Below are 16,432 nucleotides of genomic sequence, written 5' to 3'. Positions count from 1 at the left end.
TTGATTACTTAACGATACATGCATAATTCCTAATTAAACAGGGAATAATTAAACGAGTATAAAGGGTGCCAAAAAGGTCCCAGGAGGGTTACTATATGACATTGTTTCATTTTATAGGAATTAAAGGATCTGGAATGAGTTCACTCGCACAAATCCTTCATGATTCCGCTTATAGAGTTCAAGGTTCAGATGTGGAAGAATATTTTTTCACTGAGGATGCTTTACATGAAAGAGATATTTCAATTTATCCATTTGATGAAAATAATATACAATCAGGCATGACGATAATTGCAGGTAATGCATTTCCCGATAGCCATCCTGAAATTGAAAAAGCCAATGAATTTGGAATTGAAGTCATTCGATATCATGACTTTCTCGGAGATTATATGCAAAAATTCACCTCGATTGCTGTGACAGGTTCCCATGGAAAGACGTCTACTACAGGGCTTCTTGCTCATGTCATATCTGGTCATGCACCGTCTTCGTATTTGATCGGTGACGGAACAGGGAAAGGCTTGCCCGATGCAAAGTACTTTACATTTGAAGCCTGTGAATATAAACGGCATTTTCTTGCTTATACTCCGGATTACGCAATTATGACAAATATTGACTTTGATCATCCTGATTATTTCAAAGATCTAGACGATGTTCTGGATGCTTTTGGTGAAATGGCATTACGCGTAAAGAAAGCCATTATTGCTTGTGGGGATGACCATCATTTACAAGAGATCCAAGCGAACGTCCCTGTTGTCTATTACGGATTTGATGAAGCCAATGACTTTGCAGCAAAAAACATCGTCAAAAATTCAGAAGGCTGTGCATTCGATGTCTACGTGCGCAGTGAATTATACCATCGATTTACAATTCCATTGACTGGTGATCATGCGATTTTGAATGCACTAGGTGTTATTGCTTTATGTCATTATGAAGGTATTCCGGCAACTGTCATCCAAGACAGATTATCAACTTTTCATGGTGTTAAAAGAAGATTTACTGTGATAAAAAGCAAAGGGAATATTATAATTGATGACTACGCACATCATCCAACTGAAATTAAAGCTACTTTACAATCAGCTAAACAGAAATACCCAGACAAAAAGATTGTCGCGATATTTCAGCCACATACTTTTACAAGGACAGAAGCTCTTTTAGATGAGTTTGCCAATAGTTTAGAAACAGCAGATCATATTTATTTATGTGATATTTTTAGTTCCGCAAGAGAAAAGTCAGGTGGCATCTCAATCAATGTATTACTAGATAAATTACCACAAGCTAGGCATTTAGCGCTTGGCAATATCAAGGAATTAGAACCACATGGCAACGCAGTTTACTTATTTATGGGGGCTGGCGATGTCCAAAAATATTTAAATGCTTTTAAAGAACTAGCGAACAAAGAAGAAACAGCCTGATCGACTTAAGATCAGCTGTTTTTTTATTCATATAAAACTATGTAGAAATATTAGAGGAATTCGACGACGTTATGTCGAAGTAATATTATGTAGATGATGAACGTTTAATCTATATCGAATAAGGGTAAAACAATATTATATCTACTAAATTTAAGGAGGACATGCCATGGAAAACTTGTTGTACATAGCAGCTATTGTTGCTGCAATCGCATTTTTGATATTATGTGTAAGCCTTGCGATGACATTGTTCTCATTAAAAAGCACATTACAAAACGTTTCTGAAACAATGGAAGGCCTGTCGGGTCAACTTGAAGGCGTCACAACGGAAACGACGATACTGCTTAACCGAACCAATGAGCTTGCTGATGATATCAAGCAGAAATCTGAAAGACTAAATTCAGTTGTGGATGCTGTGAAAGGTGTAGGAGATTCTGTCACAGGTATCAATATGTCGGTCCGACGTGTTACAGATTCTATTACAGTTGAAGCCGAGCGTAACAGTGAGAAGGTTGCTCAAGTGATACAATGGAGTCAAGTTGCGTTTGAAGTGCTAGACAAGTTAAAAGAACGTCAAGGTCCAAGAGGTTGGAAAAATTATAATCCAAAGTAAATTTTAAACACTACTAATTTTTTTATCAAATAGGAGGAAACCCAAATGACTAAAAAAGCAAACCCAAATTACACAAATGACAGCCAACATGAAAATAACCAACACGGACAATCTTATATGCCAAACCAATACGACTATAATGACCGTGGATATACCGATTCTTTCTATGATGAATATGAATACGTAGATTCTGGAGCTGGAAGTTTCTTGGCAGGCGCCATTATTGGTGGCGTAATCGGAGCTGCAGCTGCACTATTCCTTGCACCTAAAACGGGGAAAGAAATGCGTGAAGATTTCACATCTCAAGCAGGCCAGTTAAAAGATAAAGGAATTGAAATTAGCACTGTAGCAAAAGACAAAGCAACTGAATATACATCAATAGCAAAAGACAAAGCAACTGAATATACATCAATAGCGAAAGACAAAGCATCTGAATATACTTCTGTAGCAAAAGATAAAGCTTCAGAAATATCGGCTGTAGCAAAAGAAAAGACTGAAGGCGTAACAAAATCTATTCAAGAACAATCCGAACAAATCGTAGATAAAGTAAAATCAATTCGTTCTAAAACATCCGTGCCATTGGATGATGGGACTGTATCTGCTGAAGGTGAGGAGCCTACTGACTATGTTCAATCATCATTTGAACAACTTGATGACGAAGATGTAGTTACAACGACGGCAGAAGCGATTAAAGATGCAGTTGTAAAAGCTGAATCGAAATAGACAAAGCTTGTGCCCCTAAATCATTTAGCCAGATTTAGGGGCATTTATATGCATAAAAGCGAATAAACTTAAAAAATGTGAGTTTATGCGTGACTTTTCTAAAAGTCTTCTCTATAATAAGTCTATTATCAAAAATCTTACATTCATTCATTTACAAAAAGACGAATGAACTGTACGGGGAGGAGATGGACATAATGGGACACCTTAATCTAGATGAATTAAGAGACCAAGTAAGCGAATTGAACACAAGGATTTTAGATCTTATTAACGAAAGAACTGAACTCGTCCAAGAAATTGGAAGAGTAAAAGAAAAACAAGGTGTCAATCGATATGACCCTATCCGAGAACGTGAAATGCTTAATTCTCTTAAAGAATATAACCAAGGGCCTCTTTCAACTGGCGTAATGGAACAAATTTTTAAAGGGATTTTTATGTCAGCTTTAGAAATACAAGAAGACGAACAACGTAATGCACTTCTCGTTTCAAGAAAACGTAAAAAAGAAGATACGATTGTAAATGTAAATGGGGTTCCAATCGGAAACGGTTCACCTACCTTTATATTTGGCCCATGTGCAGTAGAGTCTTATGAGCAAGTTTTGACAGTAGCTAATGCTGTTAAAGCAAAAGGACAAAAACTATTAAGAGGCGGGGCATACAAGCCACGTACTTCACCATATGATTTCCAAGGATTAGGATTAGAAGGATTGAAAATCTTGAAAAGAGTGGCTGATGAAACCGGTCTTGCCGTAATTAGTGAGATTATCACACCGTCACATTTAGAAGAAGCGCTTGAGTATATCGATGTTATTCAAATTGGTGCACGTAACATGCATAACTTTGAATTACTTAAAGAAGTCGGTTCTGTAAATAAACCAGTCTTATTAAAACGTGGTCTATCTGCAACAATTGATGAATTTATACATGCTGCAGAATATATCATTTCACAAGGAAACGATCAAATTATTCTATGTGAGCGAGGAATTCGTACATACGAGCGTGCAACGCGAAACACGCTTGATATCTCAGCTGTTCCAATATTGAAAAAAGAAACGCATTTACCAGTATTCGTTGATGTTACGCACTCAACGGGTAGACGTGACTTGTTAATACCAACTGCAAAAGCAGCGATTGCAGTAGGGGCAGACGGAGTAATGGCAGAGGTACATCCAGATCCAGCAGTAGCCCTGTCTGATTCAGCTCAACAAATGGATTTAAACCAATTTGATGAGTTTTACGCGTCAATGATGGACTTCATGAAAACTCACGACTAATGTTAGACACTAATCGCCGGGCCATTCATGGTTCCGGCGTTTTTACTAGGGAAGGAGAAACTTAAATGGCAGTAACAATTTATGATGTAGCACGAGAAGCGAATGTTTCAATGGCAACTGTTTCACGTGTCGTGAATGGTAATCCAAATGTGAAACCATCTACAAGACGAAAAGTTTTGGCTTGTATTGAAGAACTAGGTTATCGACCAAACGCTGTTGCACGAGGTTTGGCAAGTAAAAAAACAACAACTGTCGGCGTTATCATACCCGATATATCAGTTAATTTTTACGCCGAACTATCACGTGGAATTGCGGATGTAGCAACAATGTACGAATATAATATTATTGTTTCAAATTCTGATGAGCGTCCTGATCGCGAGGTTGAATTGCTCATGGATCTATTCGGTAAACAAGTAGATGGGTTGATCTTTATGAGTGATTCGCTTTCTGATGAAGTTCGAGCTGAAATGTCTAGGGGATCTGTTCCAGTTGTATTGGCAGGCACACTAGATGAGGCCGATCAATTTGCAACAGTGAACATCGATTATGCGCAAGCTGCTTTTGAAGCAGTTTCAAAACTAGTCGAAAATGGACATAAACGAATCGTTTTCCTCGGAGGGCCACTGACTAGGGATATAAACCGTGCTAAGAAAAGCGGCTATGAACGCGCACTAAGTGAAGCGGGCATTGAATATGATGATTCGTTAATCTTCCCAGTGACGAACTCCTATGATCATGGATACGAAAGTTGGAATGAGATTAAAAAGCTCGACCTTCAACCAACTGGTATATTTGCAACAAATGATACATTAGCAGTAGGCGTTCTAAATGGAATCCGTGATGATGGCTTGTCAGTACCGAATGATTATGAACTTATTTGTTTTGAACATACAGATCTTGCAAGAATTGTCAGACCACAATTATCCTCAGTTGCCGTTCCACTTTATGATTTAGGTGCAGTTGCAATGCGATTATTGACAAAGCTTATGAATAATGAAGAAATTGAAGATAGTAAAATCAATTTACCTTACCGCTTTGAAAATCGTGATTCTATCAAGTCGAAAAAATAAAAATGAAAAAGAACAGTCTATATTGGGATGGTTAATCCCGAATATAGACTGTTCTTTTTTCTAATCAAATTAGGAACTCTTGTAATTTTCTCGGATTATATGCAAGACCTGGTTAAGCATTTGCCTATTTTTCTCGGAAATTTCAGCTTTCCGTGGTATTGGTTTGTATAATGGATCTGGGTCTTCCCAGGTATCTATTAATTGGACTGGGGATTCGTTTTGCCATCTGGTTACCCAATCAGAGGGCAGAGGGCCTGTAGGCGCTTCCTGATCATTCATCGCTATCCATAGATGTGCCCATGCCCTTGGAACAACACGCCAAATATCATAGCCACCGCCTCCAACAGCAATCCACCGACCCTCACAATAAGTATTTGCGATTTCACGGGCTAAACGTGGTATTTCATTGTACAGATTGATACTTCCATATAGGTGGGTAAGTGGATCGAAATAGTGAGCATCTGCCCCATTTTGGGTTAAAATTACGTCTGGTTTAAAATACGCGGCAACTTCATGAATCGCAGTTCGATAGATTTCAAGAAACGATTCATCTTCAGTAAATGCATCAATTGGAAAATTGAATGAGGTACCGTAACCCTTTCCGTTTCCGCGTTCCGTAATTCCTCCAGTGCCAGGGAACAAATAGCGTCCAGTTTCATGTATTGATAGTGTACATACATCAGGATCGTCGTAAAAACTCCATTGCACGCCGTCTCCATGATGTGCATCCGTGTCAATATAGAGAACCCTTGCACCGTACTTTTGTTGTAGGTATTTAATTGCGACGGAACTGTCATTATACACACAAAATCCTGAAGCACGTCCTTTAAATCCGTGATGCAGACCGCCACCTAAGTTAAGCGCGTGCCGGAATCTTCCGTTCATCACTTCATCTACAGCTGTTAATGTCCCGCCTACAAGCATTGCACTCGCTTCATGCATGTTTGGGAAAATAGGGGTATCTTCCGTGCCAATACCGTAAATATCACCGATCGCTTCGATTTTTTCACCTTTACCGGCCCTTTTTACAATGTCTATATAATTTGCATCATGAGCAAGCATTAATTCTTCGTCAGTTGCGATACGAGGTGCAAGAATATCAGAATCTGAAATGGCGCCAGCACTTTTCAGTAAGTCCAAAGTTAACACAATTCTTTTTTGGTTAAAAGGGTGTGTTTCGGAAAAAGAATAGCCCAATTGTTCTTCTGAATAAATGAAGACAGCATTTTTCTTCATAATTGGATTCCTGGTACGTTCGGCCATAGAACATCAAATCCTTCTGACTTTAGCCCATCAATGATCTTCAGTGGATTCATCGAATTTATTCGAATGACAAGAATTTTATTTTCAGGTTGATGCTTATCTGGATAAACAAGCACACTTAGGACGTTTGTTTTTTGTTCATAAAATACTTTTGATACTTCAAAAAGAATTCCTGGAACATTTGGGACGCGAACCTCAATTTGTGAACCAGGTTGGTGGGCTCCAGTTAGTTCAATATATTTATAAAGTAAATCTGTTTCTGTGATTAAGCCGACAAGTTTATCATTTGAAACAATTGGTAAAGAACCAATTTGATGATTATAAAATATAATGGCAGATTCTTCGACAAAATCCATTGGATGTGCCGTAATTGGATTCTTGGTCATGACTTCGGATAATTTGAGCGCATATACTTCCTTATCCGGATGAGCTGAAAAAGTGGATGGGACAATACTTTTCAAGTCACGATCAGTGATAATGCCGACAACTTTTTTGTCCGCGGTAATTACGGGAAGATGCCGAATTTTGTTTTCTAGCATAATTTCAACCGCATCTTTCACGGTATTCATTGGGGAGAGTGTAATAACATTTCGTTTCATAATCTCTTCGATTAACATGACTACACCTGCTTTCGAGTTAGTACATATAGCGATTTTGAAAACGTAAATTATCGAATTGTTGAACAGATTCCGGGGCAACTCTTTTTCCAATACGTGCCATTAAACAGTTTGCTGGATGAGAACTAATTTCCGGTTCGTCTGTCGCAAAATATTCAAGTCCGCCTACTTTCATCATTTTCTCCATAACTTTTCGGTATTCCCAAACGTTAAGTCCTGTACCTTTTAAATCCCAATGCCAATAATATTCCGTAGTAAGGATAATATAATCCTCCATCGCATCATCCATCATTGAGACAGCTAAGAGCGCTTTACCTACGCCACCGCTACGAAATTTTGGAATAACTTCAACAGCACCGAGTTCGATCAAGTTCTCAATATTACCTTCTGACCATCTTTCCATCGGATCAGGGTAAACAAAAGTTACATAACCCACGATTTCATTTAATTCACGTGCAATAATAATTCGACCTTCAGGAAGCTTTGAAATTTTAACTAACGCTTCGTGTTGTTTTGGAGCAGGTCGAAAAGCCGTTAGATCCTTATGAAAATCAAGTCCAGCTAATTCCTTTGACGAGATGGGTCCTTCAATAATAACATCGCCGTTTTTATGTTTAATCTCCATGGCATTGTAGGTTTTTTTATGTTCCATCATGACCACCGCCTCATTTATAAATGACTATAGTAACAGTATACAACATAAAGTTCGTCTGTCAGCTGAATTTCTGTTACAAAGTGAAAACAATTAGAAACTAATGAAATCTTTACACATTTCCATTTTTCTATTGTAGAATGGTAGTGTACTAGTTTTGAAAGGGTGGGGAATCAAAGATGAAAACGCTTCCAGTTATAAAAGGGGACTTTCAGTTAAACGACTACAACCAAACAACAACAGAATTTAAATGGGCCGATGTTGAAAAGGAATTTACTTGGTACCAGAATGGAAAAATAAATATCGCATATGAAGCCATTGACCGCCATGCGTCAACATCAAGAAAAAATAAGGTCGCGCTTTACTATAAAGATCACAATCGAAAAGAAGCTTATACGTATTTTGAAATGAAAAAGATGACGAATAAGGCAGCAAATGTATTTCTTAATCAGTCTTCACTAAAAAAAGGAGATCGACTATTTGTCTTTATGCCGCGTTCACCAGAGCTCTATTTCTCTGTCTTTGGTGCATTAAAATTAGGCGCCATTGTCGGACCCTTATTCGATGTATTTAAAGAGGCGGCTGTCTATGAACGGCTTATGGATAGTGAAGCAAAAGTCATTGTGACTACGCCCGAACTCCTTCAAGAAGTTCCAGTAGATAAATTACCGAAATTAGAAACAATTTTTCTTGTGGGTGAAGATGTTAAGGAAGAAGGAAATGTCATAGATTTTCTGAAACATTTAAAGAAAGCTTCAACAGAATTTCAATTGACCTGGTTAAAGAAAGAGGATGCGGCACTTCTTCATTACAAAGAAGGAAATAAAGGCAAACCGAATGGCATTATACTTACTCAACAAGCGATGGTTCAGCAGCTTCAAACAACTCGCTGGGTGTTGGATTTAAATGATGAAGATGTTTTTTGGTGTACAGCAAATCCGGGGTGGGTAGCGGGAACGGTTTATGGTATGTTCGGTCCGATGCTGGCGGGCGCAACAATCGTTGTTTTAGGCGATAAGTTCTCTCCGGAAGGTTGGTACAATATTATTGAAGAATACAGCGTTACTGTCTGGTATAGTGCGCCGACTGCTTTTCGCATGTTGATGGGCGCAGGGGAAGCCCAAATACAAAAATTTGATGTAAGGTCTCTGAGACATATTCTTTCAGTAGGAGAACCGTTAAATCCGGAAGTTATCCAATGGGGGACGGATTCGTTCAATTTACGCATTCATGATACATGGTGGACAACTGAAACCGGTGCACATATGATCGCAAATTTCCAATGTCTACCGATTAAAATTGGTTCGATGGGGAAAGCGATTCCTGGAGTGGAAATTGCAATTATTGACCACCAAGGGAATAAACGATTGCCAGGGGTAGTAGGGAACCTTGCGATCAAGAAAGGCTGGCCCGCAATGATGAGCAGTATTTGGAACAATGAAGTCGATTATGAGACGAGTTTTATAAACGATGAATGGTTTGTCACTGGTGACTCTGCTTTAATGGATGAGGATGGTTACTTCTGGTTCCAAGGTAGAGTGGACGATGTCATTATGACGAGCGGAGAACGTGTAGGTCCCTTTGAGGTCGAGGAAAGACTTCGAGAACACGAAGCGGTTGAAGAAGCTGGCGTAATCGGGGTACCGGATCCAGTAGAAGGAGAAGTGATTAAAGCATTCATTGTCCTGAATGAGCGTTATGAACCCTCTCTTGAGTTGGAAAAAGATATCAAGCGTTTTGTCCGAAAAAAATTGGCTGCCTATGCTGCGCCAAAGGAAATCGAATTTAAAGACATATTACCAAAAACACGTAGCGGGAAAATAATGCGCAGTGTTTTAAAGTCTTGGGAATTAAAAGCGTAATTTATGAAATGTAAAAAAGCTTACTCGGTACGTTTTTAAACGTATCGAGTAAGCTTTTTCTATTTATTCTTCATCTTCTGGGGGATCAATACCAGGCGGATCCTCATCATCTTCAGGTGGATCTTTAGGTTTTCCTGGATTTTTAGGCTTATCATCTTTTGGCGGTTTTCCCGGTTGTTCATTTTTAGGTGGTTCATTAGGCTCTTCTGGTTCTTCCTCAGGTGGCTCCTCTTTTTCAAATGTAACAATATTAGAAGCACCTGAAAGTTTACCCGTAATATCTACGGCTTTTACCATATATGAGCCTGGACCAACTGTATGGGAATAGGACTCGCCGTCGCGAACCGTCGCAATTTTCTTCTCACTTCCATCAGTCGAATAGACATAATAACCAATAACGTCATTCGAAGCGGAAGCTGCCCATGTTATTTTATTATCCGTTAACGTTAGTGTGACTGCAGCTGGTGCAGCATCATCAGCCTGGAATTTTGTTTCTGAAATCACATTTTGGCCAAATGATGAATTATTAGGGAATAGATATTGTGGATCTCCGCCAAAAGGACGCAAAATCCAGTCAATATAGTCTTGACTAACCCCAATTCCGCCTTTTGAAACAACAAATTCTTGCGGTGTTGATGAAAGTGCTCGATATTTATTTCCATTCATTTGAACATAGGAAGAAGATATGAGACTATCATCCGCTTTTGTTGGTACAAAGACATTCGCATTAAACAAATCTGAAGTGACGAGTCCAGCAGCTGAACATTCAGCAGAAGGCGCAAGGCCTGAAATTCCACAAAATGATCGTGACACAACACCTTCTGGCATTTTAAATTTCGAATCTGCTTTTAGGATTTCAGGACGAACTTCATTAATCCCGTTCATTAGGTTGGCAAATAGTTTGTTGACACGCGAACTCGGAGGGCCATATTGACTATCACCTAGTTCTAAACTTGATGTACGGTACTTATAGCCAATCCAGACACCAAGCGAAACATTTGGATTATAACCCACAAGCCAAGCATCTCCAAAATCATCTGAGGTACCTGTTTTTGCTGCCAAATCAATATTAAAATTCAAGTTCTGTTTCATAATTTGAGCAGTACCTCTACGATTTGTAAGGACGTCCCGTAGCATATCGGTTATGATATAGGCTGTTTGTGGACTGAATACTTCAACAGGTTTTGTTTCATGTTGAAATACGATATTTCCTTCCATATCTTCAATACGCTCTATCATATAAGAATCGATGAATTCCCCATTATTAGCGAAAGTTGCAAATGCATTTGTATTTTCTTCAACTGTAGCCGTAATTGGGCCAAGTGCAGCCGCCAATATATCGTAATGAAAAGGTTTTATTTTGGAATATCCCATTTTCTCCAAAAATTCAACAGGCCTTTTATCAATGATTTGTTCATACATTCTTGATGCAGCAACGTTTTGGGAGGATGCTAAAGCTTGTCGTGCTGATATTACACCCATTTGTTCAGTTTTTATAAAGTTTTTTGGAGAATATGGTAGACCACTTCCTGTTAAGCCATACTTTGTCGTTTCAAACCAAACATCTGCAATTGGACTTCCAGCACCGGTGTGCCCATATTCTATAGCAGGTCCGTAGATTAGAAGTGGCTTTATAGATGATCCAACTTCCCTAGGTGCTTGGGTTGCATGGTTTAACGCCTCAGATTCGAAATCTCGACCACCGACAAACGCCAAAATCTTTCCAGTGTTGTTCTCGATTGCCATACTACCAACTTGGACCGGTGTTTTTATTCTTTTTTCTTTTCCAGTTTCTTTATCTATTATTTTGACGGTTGCATCAGGACCAAGTTTATCTTCATACTCATTAGAAATCTTCTCTAAATGATTAAACAATTTCAAATCAATGGTTGAGTATATTTTATATCCACCGCTCGTGATATCACGACGGGCTAAAATCGTATAACTCTCTTTTAATTTACTCTCATTGTCGAGACGTTCAGGGTCAACCCCATCTTTTTCCGCTAATACTTTTGCAAGAATGTCCACTGTGCGATTTTGAATTTCTTGTGTTAAATATGGGTAAAGCTCATTGGCACGTTGTGGGGCAGTACGGAAATCTGCTTCAATGTCATAACTAAGTGCTTCATTATATTCCGAATCTGTTATATATCCCGTTTCTTTCATTCTGAACAGTACAGTTTTCATACGATTAATACCAGGTTTTAAACCTTCAGCATCTTTCTTCCATTGGCCTTGATTGTAAAAGGGTGTATAGGCAAAAGGTGCTTGGGGAATACCTGCTATATAAGCTGACTGAGCAAGGTTTAAATCTTTGGCTTTTACATCAAATATACCTTCAGCAGCAGCTTCAATGCCTGCAATATTATCACCGTTTGCATTACGACCGTATGGAATAATATTTAAATACGATTCCAATATTTCATGTTTATCCATGAAGTGCTCAAGTCGCATAGCGAGTAGTATTTCTTTTGCTTTCCGTTCATATGAAACTTCGTTTGTTAAAATCTGAAGTTTGATCAATTGCTGGGTTAACGTAGAGCCACCCGTTTGGCTATCGGCATTTGTGACGTCTTGGAATAATCCCCGGAAAATTGCTTTTGGTACAATACCTTCATGAGTTTCGAAGTACTCGTCCTCGGTTGCCAGAACTGCATCGATCACATGGGGTGAGACATCTTCTAGTTTGATTTCTTTCCTGATTATGTCTGCATTCACGCGACCAATGTACACGTCGCCAGCATATATTTCAGAGGTTTCTTCGTATGAAAGGATATTGGAACGCATTTCCTCTTTTGAACGAAGTGGTTCTTTTGCAACTAAAGATGCAAAATATCCAGCACCTACTGAAGCTGCGAATATCGTTAGTGTGATTCCAAAAACGAGGAATAGAAGAAATAAGTTCCAGAAAACACCTGAAGTAATTCGCAAACGCTTTGCCCAATTCGTATTTGTAAGTGAATCTAGCTTTTCTTCTATTTGACGCAGTAGATTTTTTGTTGGTTTATTTTCATTATCATTCAAGTCAATGACCTCCTTAAATCGTTCTTATTATAGCACAATTGAGTAGTTATCAAACAACTTTCATTGACATTTTCATAATATAAGATAATATTATTAATTATATATATTAATCTACACATTGAAAGTGCCGAAGTAGTGGCTGTGGAACTGTTTAGAGAGGCAACGGCTGGTGAAAGTTGCTCAGTACACCGCATACGAATTACAGCTCTGGAGTGTAGCGCGTTCGCGGCGATAATGCGATTTCGAGCGGAGAATTTATTCTCAAGCTGGGTGGTACCGCGTTACTAATTAAACTAACGTCCCTGCATGATTTTTTATTAAATCATGTGGGGATTTTTTAATTTTAGGAGGAATTCATATGACAAACACATTATTGAATGATTTAAAATGGAGAGGCCTGCTCTATCAACAAACTGATGAAGAGGGCCTTGAAGCATTATTGAACAAGGAAAAGATTTCCCTTTACTGCGGAGTAGATCCAACTGCAGACAGCATGCATATTGGTCATATCGTGCCGCTATTAACATTGCGTCGTTTTCAAATGCACGGACACCGTCCAATACTTCTTGTCGGCGGTGCAACAGGGATGATTGGTGATCCATCTGGTCGTTCAGAAGAAAGACAACTTCAAACAACTGAACAAATCGATAAAAACGTAGAAGGTATTAAGAAACAAATGGAACAAATATTTGATTTTAATTCTGAGAACGGGGCACAAATGGTCAATAACAATGACTGGATTAGCTCAATGACAATCATAGAATTTTTACGAGATTTCGGTAAGCTTTTAGGTGTTAATTATATGCTCGCAAAAGATAATGTTGCATCACGTTTGGACAGTGGGATTTCATTTACGGAGTTCTCCTATATGCTCATTCAAGGAATTGACTTCAACCATCTTTATGACAATTACGGTTGTCGTGTACAAATTGGCGGATCAGATCAGTGGGGGAATATCACGACTGGACTTGAAGTCATTCGAAAAATGCATGAAGAAGAATCGAAAGCTTACGGAATTACGATTCCATTGGTTACAAAAGCAGACGGGACAAAATTTGGTAAATCAGCAGGTGGGTCAGTGTGGTTAGACGCTAAAAAAACTTCCCCATATGAATTTTACCAGTTCTGGATTAACAGTGCGGATGCGGATGTCATTAGATACATGAAGATTTTCACGTTTATTGAACGTGAAGAAATCGAAGCATTTGAAGTGACTGTTAATGAAGAGCCGCATTTACGTAAAGCTCAAAAAGCTTTGGCGGAAGAAATGACACGACTTATTCATGGTCAAGAGGCTTTAGATAATGCAGTTCGTATTTCACAAGCATTGTTTAGCGGAGATTTAAAATCACTCTCTGCGGATGAAATGAAAGATGCGTTTAAAGACGTGCCTTCATTTGAAATGCCGAAAGAAGATAAAAATATCGTCGACTTCATTGTCGAGGCAGGTATTTCATCTTCTAAACGCCAAGGAAGAGAAGACGTGAACAATGGTGCTATTTCATTTAACGGTGAAAAAGTAACGGACACGCATTATGTAGTTGACGCAGCTGATCGATTGGAAGATGAATTTACAATCGTTCGCCGAGGCAGACGTAATTACACGATGATTAAGTTCGTATAAAATACTAAAAGGCTATTTTCCTTTTTTCGAGGAGAATAGCCTTTTTTCTATTATATGGTTGTAATCCATTTAGGTAGCTGCAAGTCATTGTAACTATCGGGATGAATCATTTTTCCGAGCTTTAAAGCACCTTCCAACAGACGAGGGGAAGGGCGGCAGTATAGCTCCTCTTCCAAAATAGAAAATTGATTGTCTTTTATTGCCGGTAAGTCTTTCCAACCCGGGCGTTTTAAAACAACTTCTTTATTAACTTTTTCAGGTCTCACACCAACCCATGCAAGCAGTATGTAGTCGGGGTTTCTCTCCAATACATCATTCCAATCCGTTTGCACGCTAGCAAGTTCCACGTCTCGGAATTCATTTAATCCACCTGCAATAGAACTGATTTCCGTTAACCAATTAATACGACCAGGTGTAAATATTGGTTTCGGCCACCATTCCCAGTAAAGTGTCGGTGTATTCGTTACGGTTAAAGCTCTTTTTTTCATTTCATCAATAAAAACTAAATACTCTGCATGTACAATTTTTGCTCTTACTTCAATTCCGCATTTCTGTCCAACCAATAGAAGGTCATCTGCAATATCGTTTAGACTTTGTGGGTCTAAGATGATATGTGGAATATTACGTTTTTTAAGTTCTATAATATTCTTTTCCATCCCGGGAACACTCAAGGATGCTAAAACCAAATCTGGTTTTAGCGATTCTACCTTATCCATATCAATAGATAAGTCAGGACCCAATCGGGGAAGACGATTAACAGACTCAGGCCAATCCGAAAAATCATCAACTGCAATTAGCTGATCAATCATCCCCAGATAAGCAAGTAACTCAGTATTACTCGGGCAAATTGAAATAAGTTTCACTAGGACCTCACCTCACACTCATTTTCTTCAGTTTAGCAGAAGAAAGGAGAGTGTGCCTGGGGATATCCGTAGGTTTGGAGCGGATATCCGTCAGTTTGGTGCTTATATCCGACGATATGAGATAGATATCCGACTCTCGGAGCAACATATCCGCACTTTTTCACATATATCCGCAAAACAGGACCTTAAGACTACATGTATTCATTTGATAATCGAAAGATTTATCTAGAAACTCAGCATGCATCCTTGCCTAATACGGATTGAGCATGACAAATGGAGAAATTGTCTACACTTTGATTGAAACGATAGCGATAAGTAAATAATGATAGTAATCATTATCGTTTTTAGAATCGAGGGCGTGATATGACTGAAGAGTTGGTAAAGGAAAAGCATGAAGAGCGTATTCAAATTACCTATTATTTCACAGTAATATTCGTAGCAATTGGAATCGCCTTAGTCTTTGTCATTTTGTATAAAAAAGTAGAGGAAATAAATTTATTTATTATTTTGCTCTCGACATCTGCAGGTGGTATACCTGTTGGATTCGTGGGGGCTTTCATTGATTATAAAGTATCAGAAGTTAGATTGAAAAACAGAAGTTTAGAACAATAAAAAAGACCACTAATACAATTAGCAGTCTTCTTTATCGCTTACCACATCCGATTATAATATTGATTGTGGTAGGGACAATAGGTGTTTTGATGACCATAAGGGTGCTGTTGCGGCTGCGGCTGCGGCTGGTACATTTGGTACGCGTATGGATTTACAAGATTATCAGGTGAAATTTGATTCGTCTTATTACAATTCGCTGGTGGACCAATGGTTGTTCCTGGCTGAATAGGTGCTGTGACTTTTTTCCACTGTTCTTCGTCTAAACAATAAGTACGTGCCATAATATTTGCAGGTGTTAATTTTAGAAGCTCGGATCCTAGAATTACTTCTGGGGTTGGTGCATTGAAAATCGCAATAATATGCGTGTCATCAGCCATTGCTACTTCATAATGCCACCATCCTTGAGGCACATTCGCTACCTTGCCGGGGGTAATTGGATAATGATGTAGTTTTTTTGTATAGGGATTCAAAATAGAGACAGTCATTGCACCGGAAATACAATAAATCAGTTCAGCAGCATTTTGGTGATAATGAGGTTCAATTATATTATTCTTGCTAAGGTAAATATCCAGGAGTGATACATTATCCAGTGTGTTTAATTGATCGATCCCAAGCACGTTAATAATGTTTTTGTCATTTTTCTTGAAAAACGTACTTTTATTCAAATCAAAAGTAAACTGCGTAGTCGGTGAAGAATAATCCACTGTGGAACTCATCGATACATCCTTCCATAATAAAATTAAACGTGCAAGGTAAGCACATCATAAACAGAATATGTATGAAATCATTATTATGTGAGCAGTGGGGAGTGGGGTTGAGAAGTATAAAAAAA

General features: G+C 38.6%; 14 protein-coding genes and 1 other annotated feature. Of the genes, 8 read left to right on the top strand and 6 right to left on the bottom strand.

Annotated elements, in window-relative coordinates:
* The first annotated feature begins 95 nt into the window (after positions 1–95).
* From murC to ccpA, 5 genes are all read left to right on the top strand, one after another.
* A complete protein-coding gene (murC, locus tag AC25Y1_RS00325; protein WP_488145944.1) occupies positions 96–1,409 on the top strand; it encodes a UDP-N-acetylmuramate--L-alanine ligase in 1,314 nt (437 codons plus the stop codon).
* Between the two features lie 166 nt (positions 1,410–1,575).
* Positions 1,576–2,019, top strand: coding sequence for a DUF948 domain-containing protein (locus tag AC25Y1_RS00320; protein WP_488145943.1), 444 nt, complete (start codon positions 1,576–1,578; stop codon positions 2,017–2,019).
* 45 nt (positions 2,020–2,064) lie between these two features.
* A complete protein-coding gene (locus AC25Y1_RS00315) occupies positions 2,065–2,742 on the top strand; it encodes a YtxH domain-containing protein (RefSeq protein ID WP_488145942.1) in 678 nt (225 codons plus the stop codon).
* Between the two features lie 194 nt (positions 2,743–2,936).
* The gene (locus tag AC25Y1_RS00310) at positions 2,937–4,013 is read left to right on the top strand and encodes a bifunctional 3-deoxy-7-phosphoheptulonate synthase/chorismate mutase (protein WP_488145941.1); all 1,077 of its coding nucleotides are present in this window, start codon (positions 2,937–2,939) and stop codon (positions 4,011–4,013) included.
* Positions 4,014–4,078: 65 nt separating this feature from the next.
* On the top strand, positions 4,079–5,083 hold the full coding sequence (gene ccpA, locus AC25Y1_RS00305) for a catabolite control protein A (protein ID WP_488145940.1): 1,005 nt from the start codon (positions 4,079–4,081) through the stop codon (positions 5,081–5,083).
* A 69-nt stretch (positions 5,084–5,152) separates the two neighbouring features.
* Here ccpA and AC25Y1_RS00300 read toward each other — a convergent pair whose 3' ends face one another.
* The 3 genes from AC25Y1_RS00300 to AC25Y1_RS00290 are packed head-to-tail and all read right to left on the bottom strand — an operon-like array spanning position 5,153 to position 7,615.
* Positions 5,153–6,346, bottom strand: coding sequence for an acetoin utilization protein AcuC (locus AC25Y1_RS00300; protein ID WP_488145939.1), 1,194 nt, complete (start codon positions 6,344–6,346; stop codon positions 5,153–5,155).
* Positions 6,316–6,963 (bottom strand): acetoin utilization AcuB family protein, encoded by a 648-nt coding sequence (locus AC25Y1_RS00295; RefSeq protein ID WP_488145938.1) that lies wholly within the window; start codon positions 6,961–6,963, stop codon positions 6,316–6,318. The genes AC25Y1_RS00300 and AC25Y1_RS00295 overlap by 31 nt, the downstream gene beginning before the upstream one ends.
* Positions 6,964–6,982: 19 nt before the next feature.
* Entirely contained in the window at positions 6,983–7,615 is a 633-nt protein-coding gene (locus AC25Y1_RS00290) for a GNAT family N-acetyltransferase (protein WP_488145937.1), read from the bottom strand.
* Between the two features lie 179 nt (positions 7,616–7,794).
* On the opposite strand from AC25Y1_RS00290, the gene acsA reads away from it, so the two are divergent.
* Positions 7,795–9,477: an acetate--CoA ligase gene (acsA, locus tag AC25Y1_RS00285; protein ID WP_488145936.1), complete on the top strand. Its 1,683-nt coding sequence runs from the start codon at positions 7,795–7,797 to the stop codon at positions 9,475–9,477.
* Between the two features lie 63 nt (positions 9,478–9,540).
* Here the strand turns inward: acsA and AC25Y1_RS00280 are convergent, their stop codons facing one another.
* Entirely contained in the window at positions 9,541–12,501 is a 2,961-nt protein-coding gene (locus tag AC25Y1_RS00280) for a transglycosylase domain-containing protein (protein WP_488145935.1), read from the bottom strand.
* Between the two features lie 109 nt (positions 12,502–12,610).
* Positions 12,611–12,808: a binding site (T-box leader), on the top strand.
* 51 nt (positions 12,809–12,859) lie between these two features.
* Between AC25Y1_RS00280 and tyrS the strand changes: the two genes are divergently transcribed.
* Positions 12,860–14,125, top strand: coding sequence for a tyrosine--tRNA ligase (gene tyrS, locus AC25Y1_RS00275; RefSeq protein ID WP_488145934.1), 1,266 nt, complete (start codon positions 12,860–12,862; stop codon positions 14,123–14,125).
* A 50-nt stretch (positions 14,126–14,175) separates the two neighbouring features.
* Here tyrS and AC25Y1_RS00270 read toward each other — a convergent pair whose 3' ends face one another.
* The gene (locus tag AC25Y1_RS00270; protein WP_488145933.1) at positions 14,176–14,988 is read right to left on the bottom strand and encodes a cobalamin-binding protein; all 813 of its coding nucleotides are present in this window, start codon (positions 14,986–14,988) and stop codon (positions 14,176–14,178) included.
* A 363-nt stretch (positions 14,989–15,351) separates the two neighbouring features.
* Between AC25Y1_RS00270 and AC25Y1_RS00265 the strand changes: the two genes are divergently transcribed.
* Positions 15,352–15,600 carry a hypothetical protein gene (locus AC25Y1_RS00265; RefSeq protein ID WP_488145932.1) on the top strand — a complete coding sequence of 83 codons (249 nt, stop codon included), beginning with the start codon at positions 15,352–15,354 and terminating at the stop codon, positions 15,598–15,600.
* A gap of 38 nt (positions 15,601–15,638) precedes the next feature.
* Here the strand turns inward: AC25Y1_RS00265 and AC25Y1_RS00260 are convergent, their stop codons facing one another.
* On the bottom strand, positions 15,639–16,316 hold the full coding sequence (locus AC25Y1_RS00260) for a cupin domain-containing protein (RefSeq protein ID WP_488145931.1): 678 nt from the start codon (positions 16,314–16,316) through the stop codon (positions 15,639–15,641).
* Positions 16,317–16,432: the final 116 nt, after the last annotated feature.

The sequence above is a fragment of the Sporosarcina sp. Y1009 genome (assembly GCF_057669865.1).
This window is presented reverse-complemented; position numbering and strand designations above follow the sequence as displayed.

Excerpts from the sequence above, each read along its gene's own strand:
- murC (WP_488145944.1), top strand. The coding sequence starts at position 96 with ATGACATTGTTTCATTTTATAGGAATTAAAGGATCTGGAATGAGTTCA.
- tyrS (WP_488145934.1), top strand. The coding sequence starts at position 12,860 with ATGACAAACACATTATTGAATGATTTAAAATGGAGAGGCCTGCTCTAT.
- AC25Y1_RS00310 (WP_488145941.1), top strand. The coding sequence starts at position 2,937 with ATGGGACACCTTAATCTAGATGAATTAAGAGACCAAGTAAGCGAATTG.
- AC25Y1_RS00300 (WP_488145939.1), bottom strand. The coding sequence starts at position 6,346 with ATGGCCGAACGTACCAGGAATCCAATTATGAAGAAAAATGCTGTCTTC.
- AC25Y1_RS00295 (WP_488145938.1), bottom strand. The coding sequence starts at position 6,963 with ATGTTAATCGAAGAGATTATGAAACGAAATGTTATTACACTCTCCCCA.
- AC25Y1_RS00260 (WP_488145931.1), bottom strand. The coding sequence starts at position 16,316 with ATGAGTTCCACAGTGGATTATTCTTCACCGACTACGCAGTTTACTTTT.
- acsA (WP_488145936.1), top strand. The coding sequence starts at position 7,795 with ATGAAAACGCTTCCAGTTATAAAAGGGGACTTTCAGTTAAACGACTAC.
- ccpA (WP_488145940.1), top strand. The coding sequence starts at position 4,079 with ATGGCAGTAACAATTTATGATGTAGCACGAGAAGCGAATGTTTCAATG.
- AC25Y1_RS00265 (WP_488145932.1), top strand. The coding sequence starts at position 15,352 with ATGACTGAAGAGTTGGTAAAGGAAAAGCATGAAGAGCGTATTCAAATT.
- AC25Y1_RS00290 (WP_488145937.1), bottom strand. The coding sequence starts at position 7,615 with ATGGAACATAAAAAAACCTACAATGCCATGGAGATTAAACATAAAAAC.
- AC25Y1_RS00315 (WP_488145942.1), top strand. The coding sequence starts at position 2,065 with ATGACTAAAAAAGCAAACCCAAATTACACAAATGACAGCCAACATGAA.
- AC25Y1_RS00320 (WP_488145943.1), top strand. The coding sequence starts at position 1,576 with ATGGAAAACTTGTTGTACATAGCAGCTATTGTTGCTGCAATCGCATTT.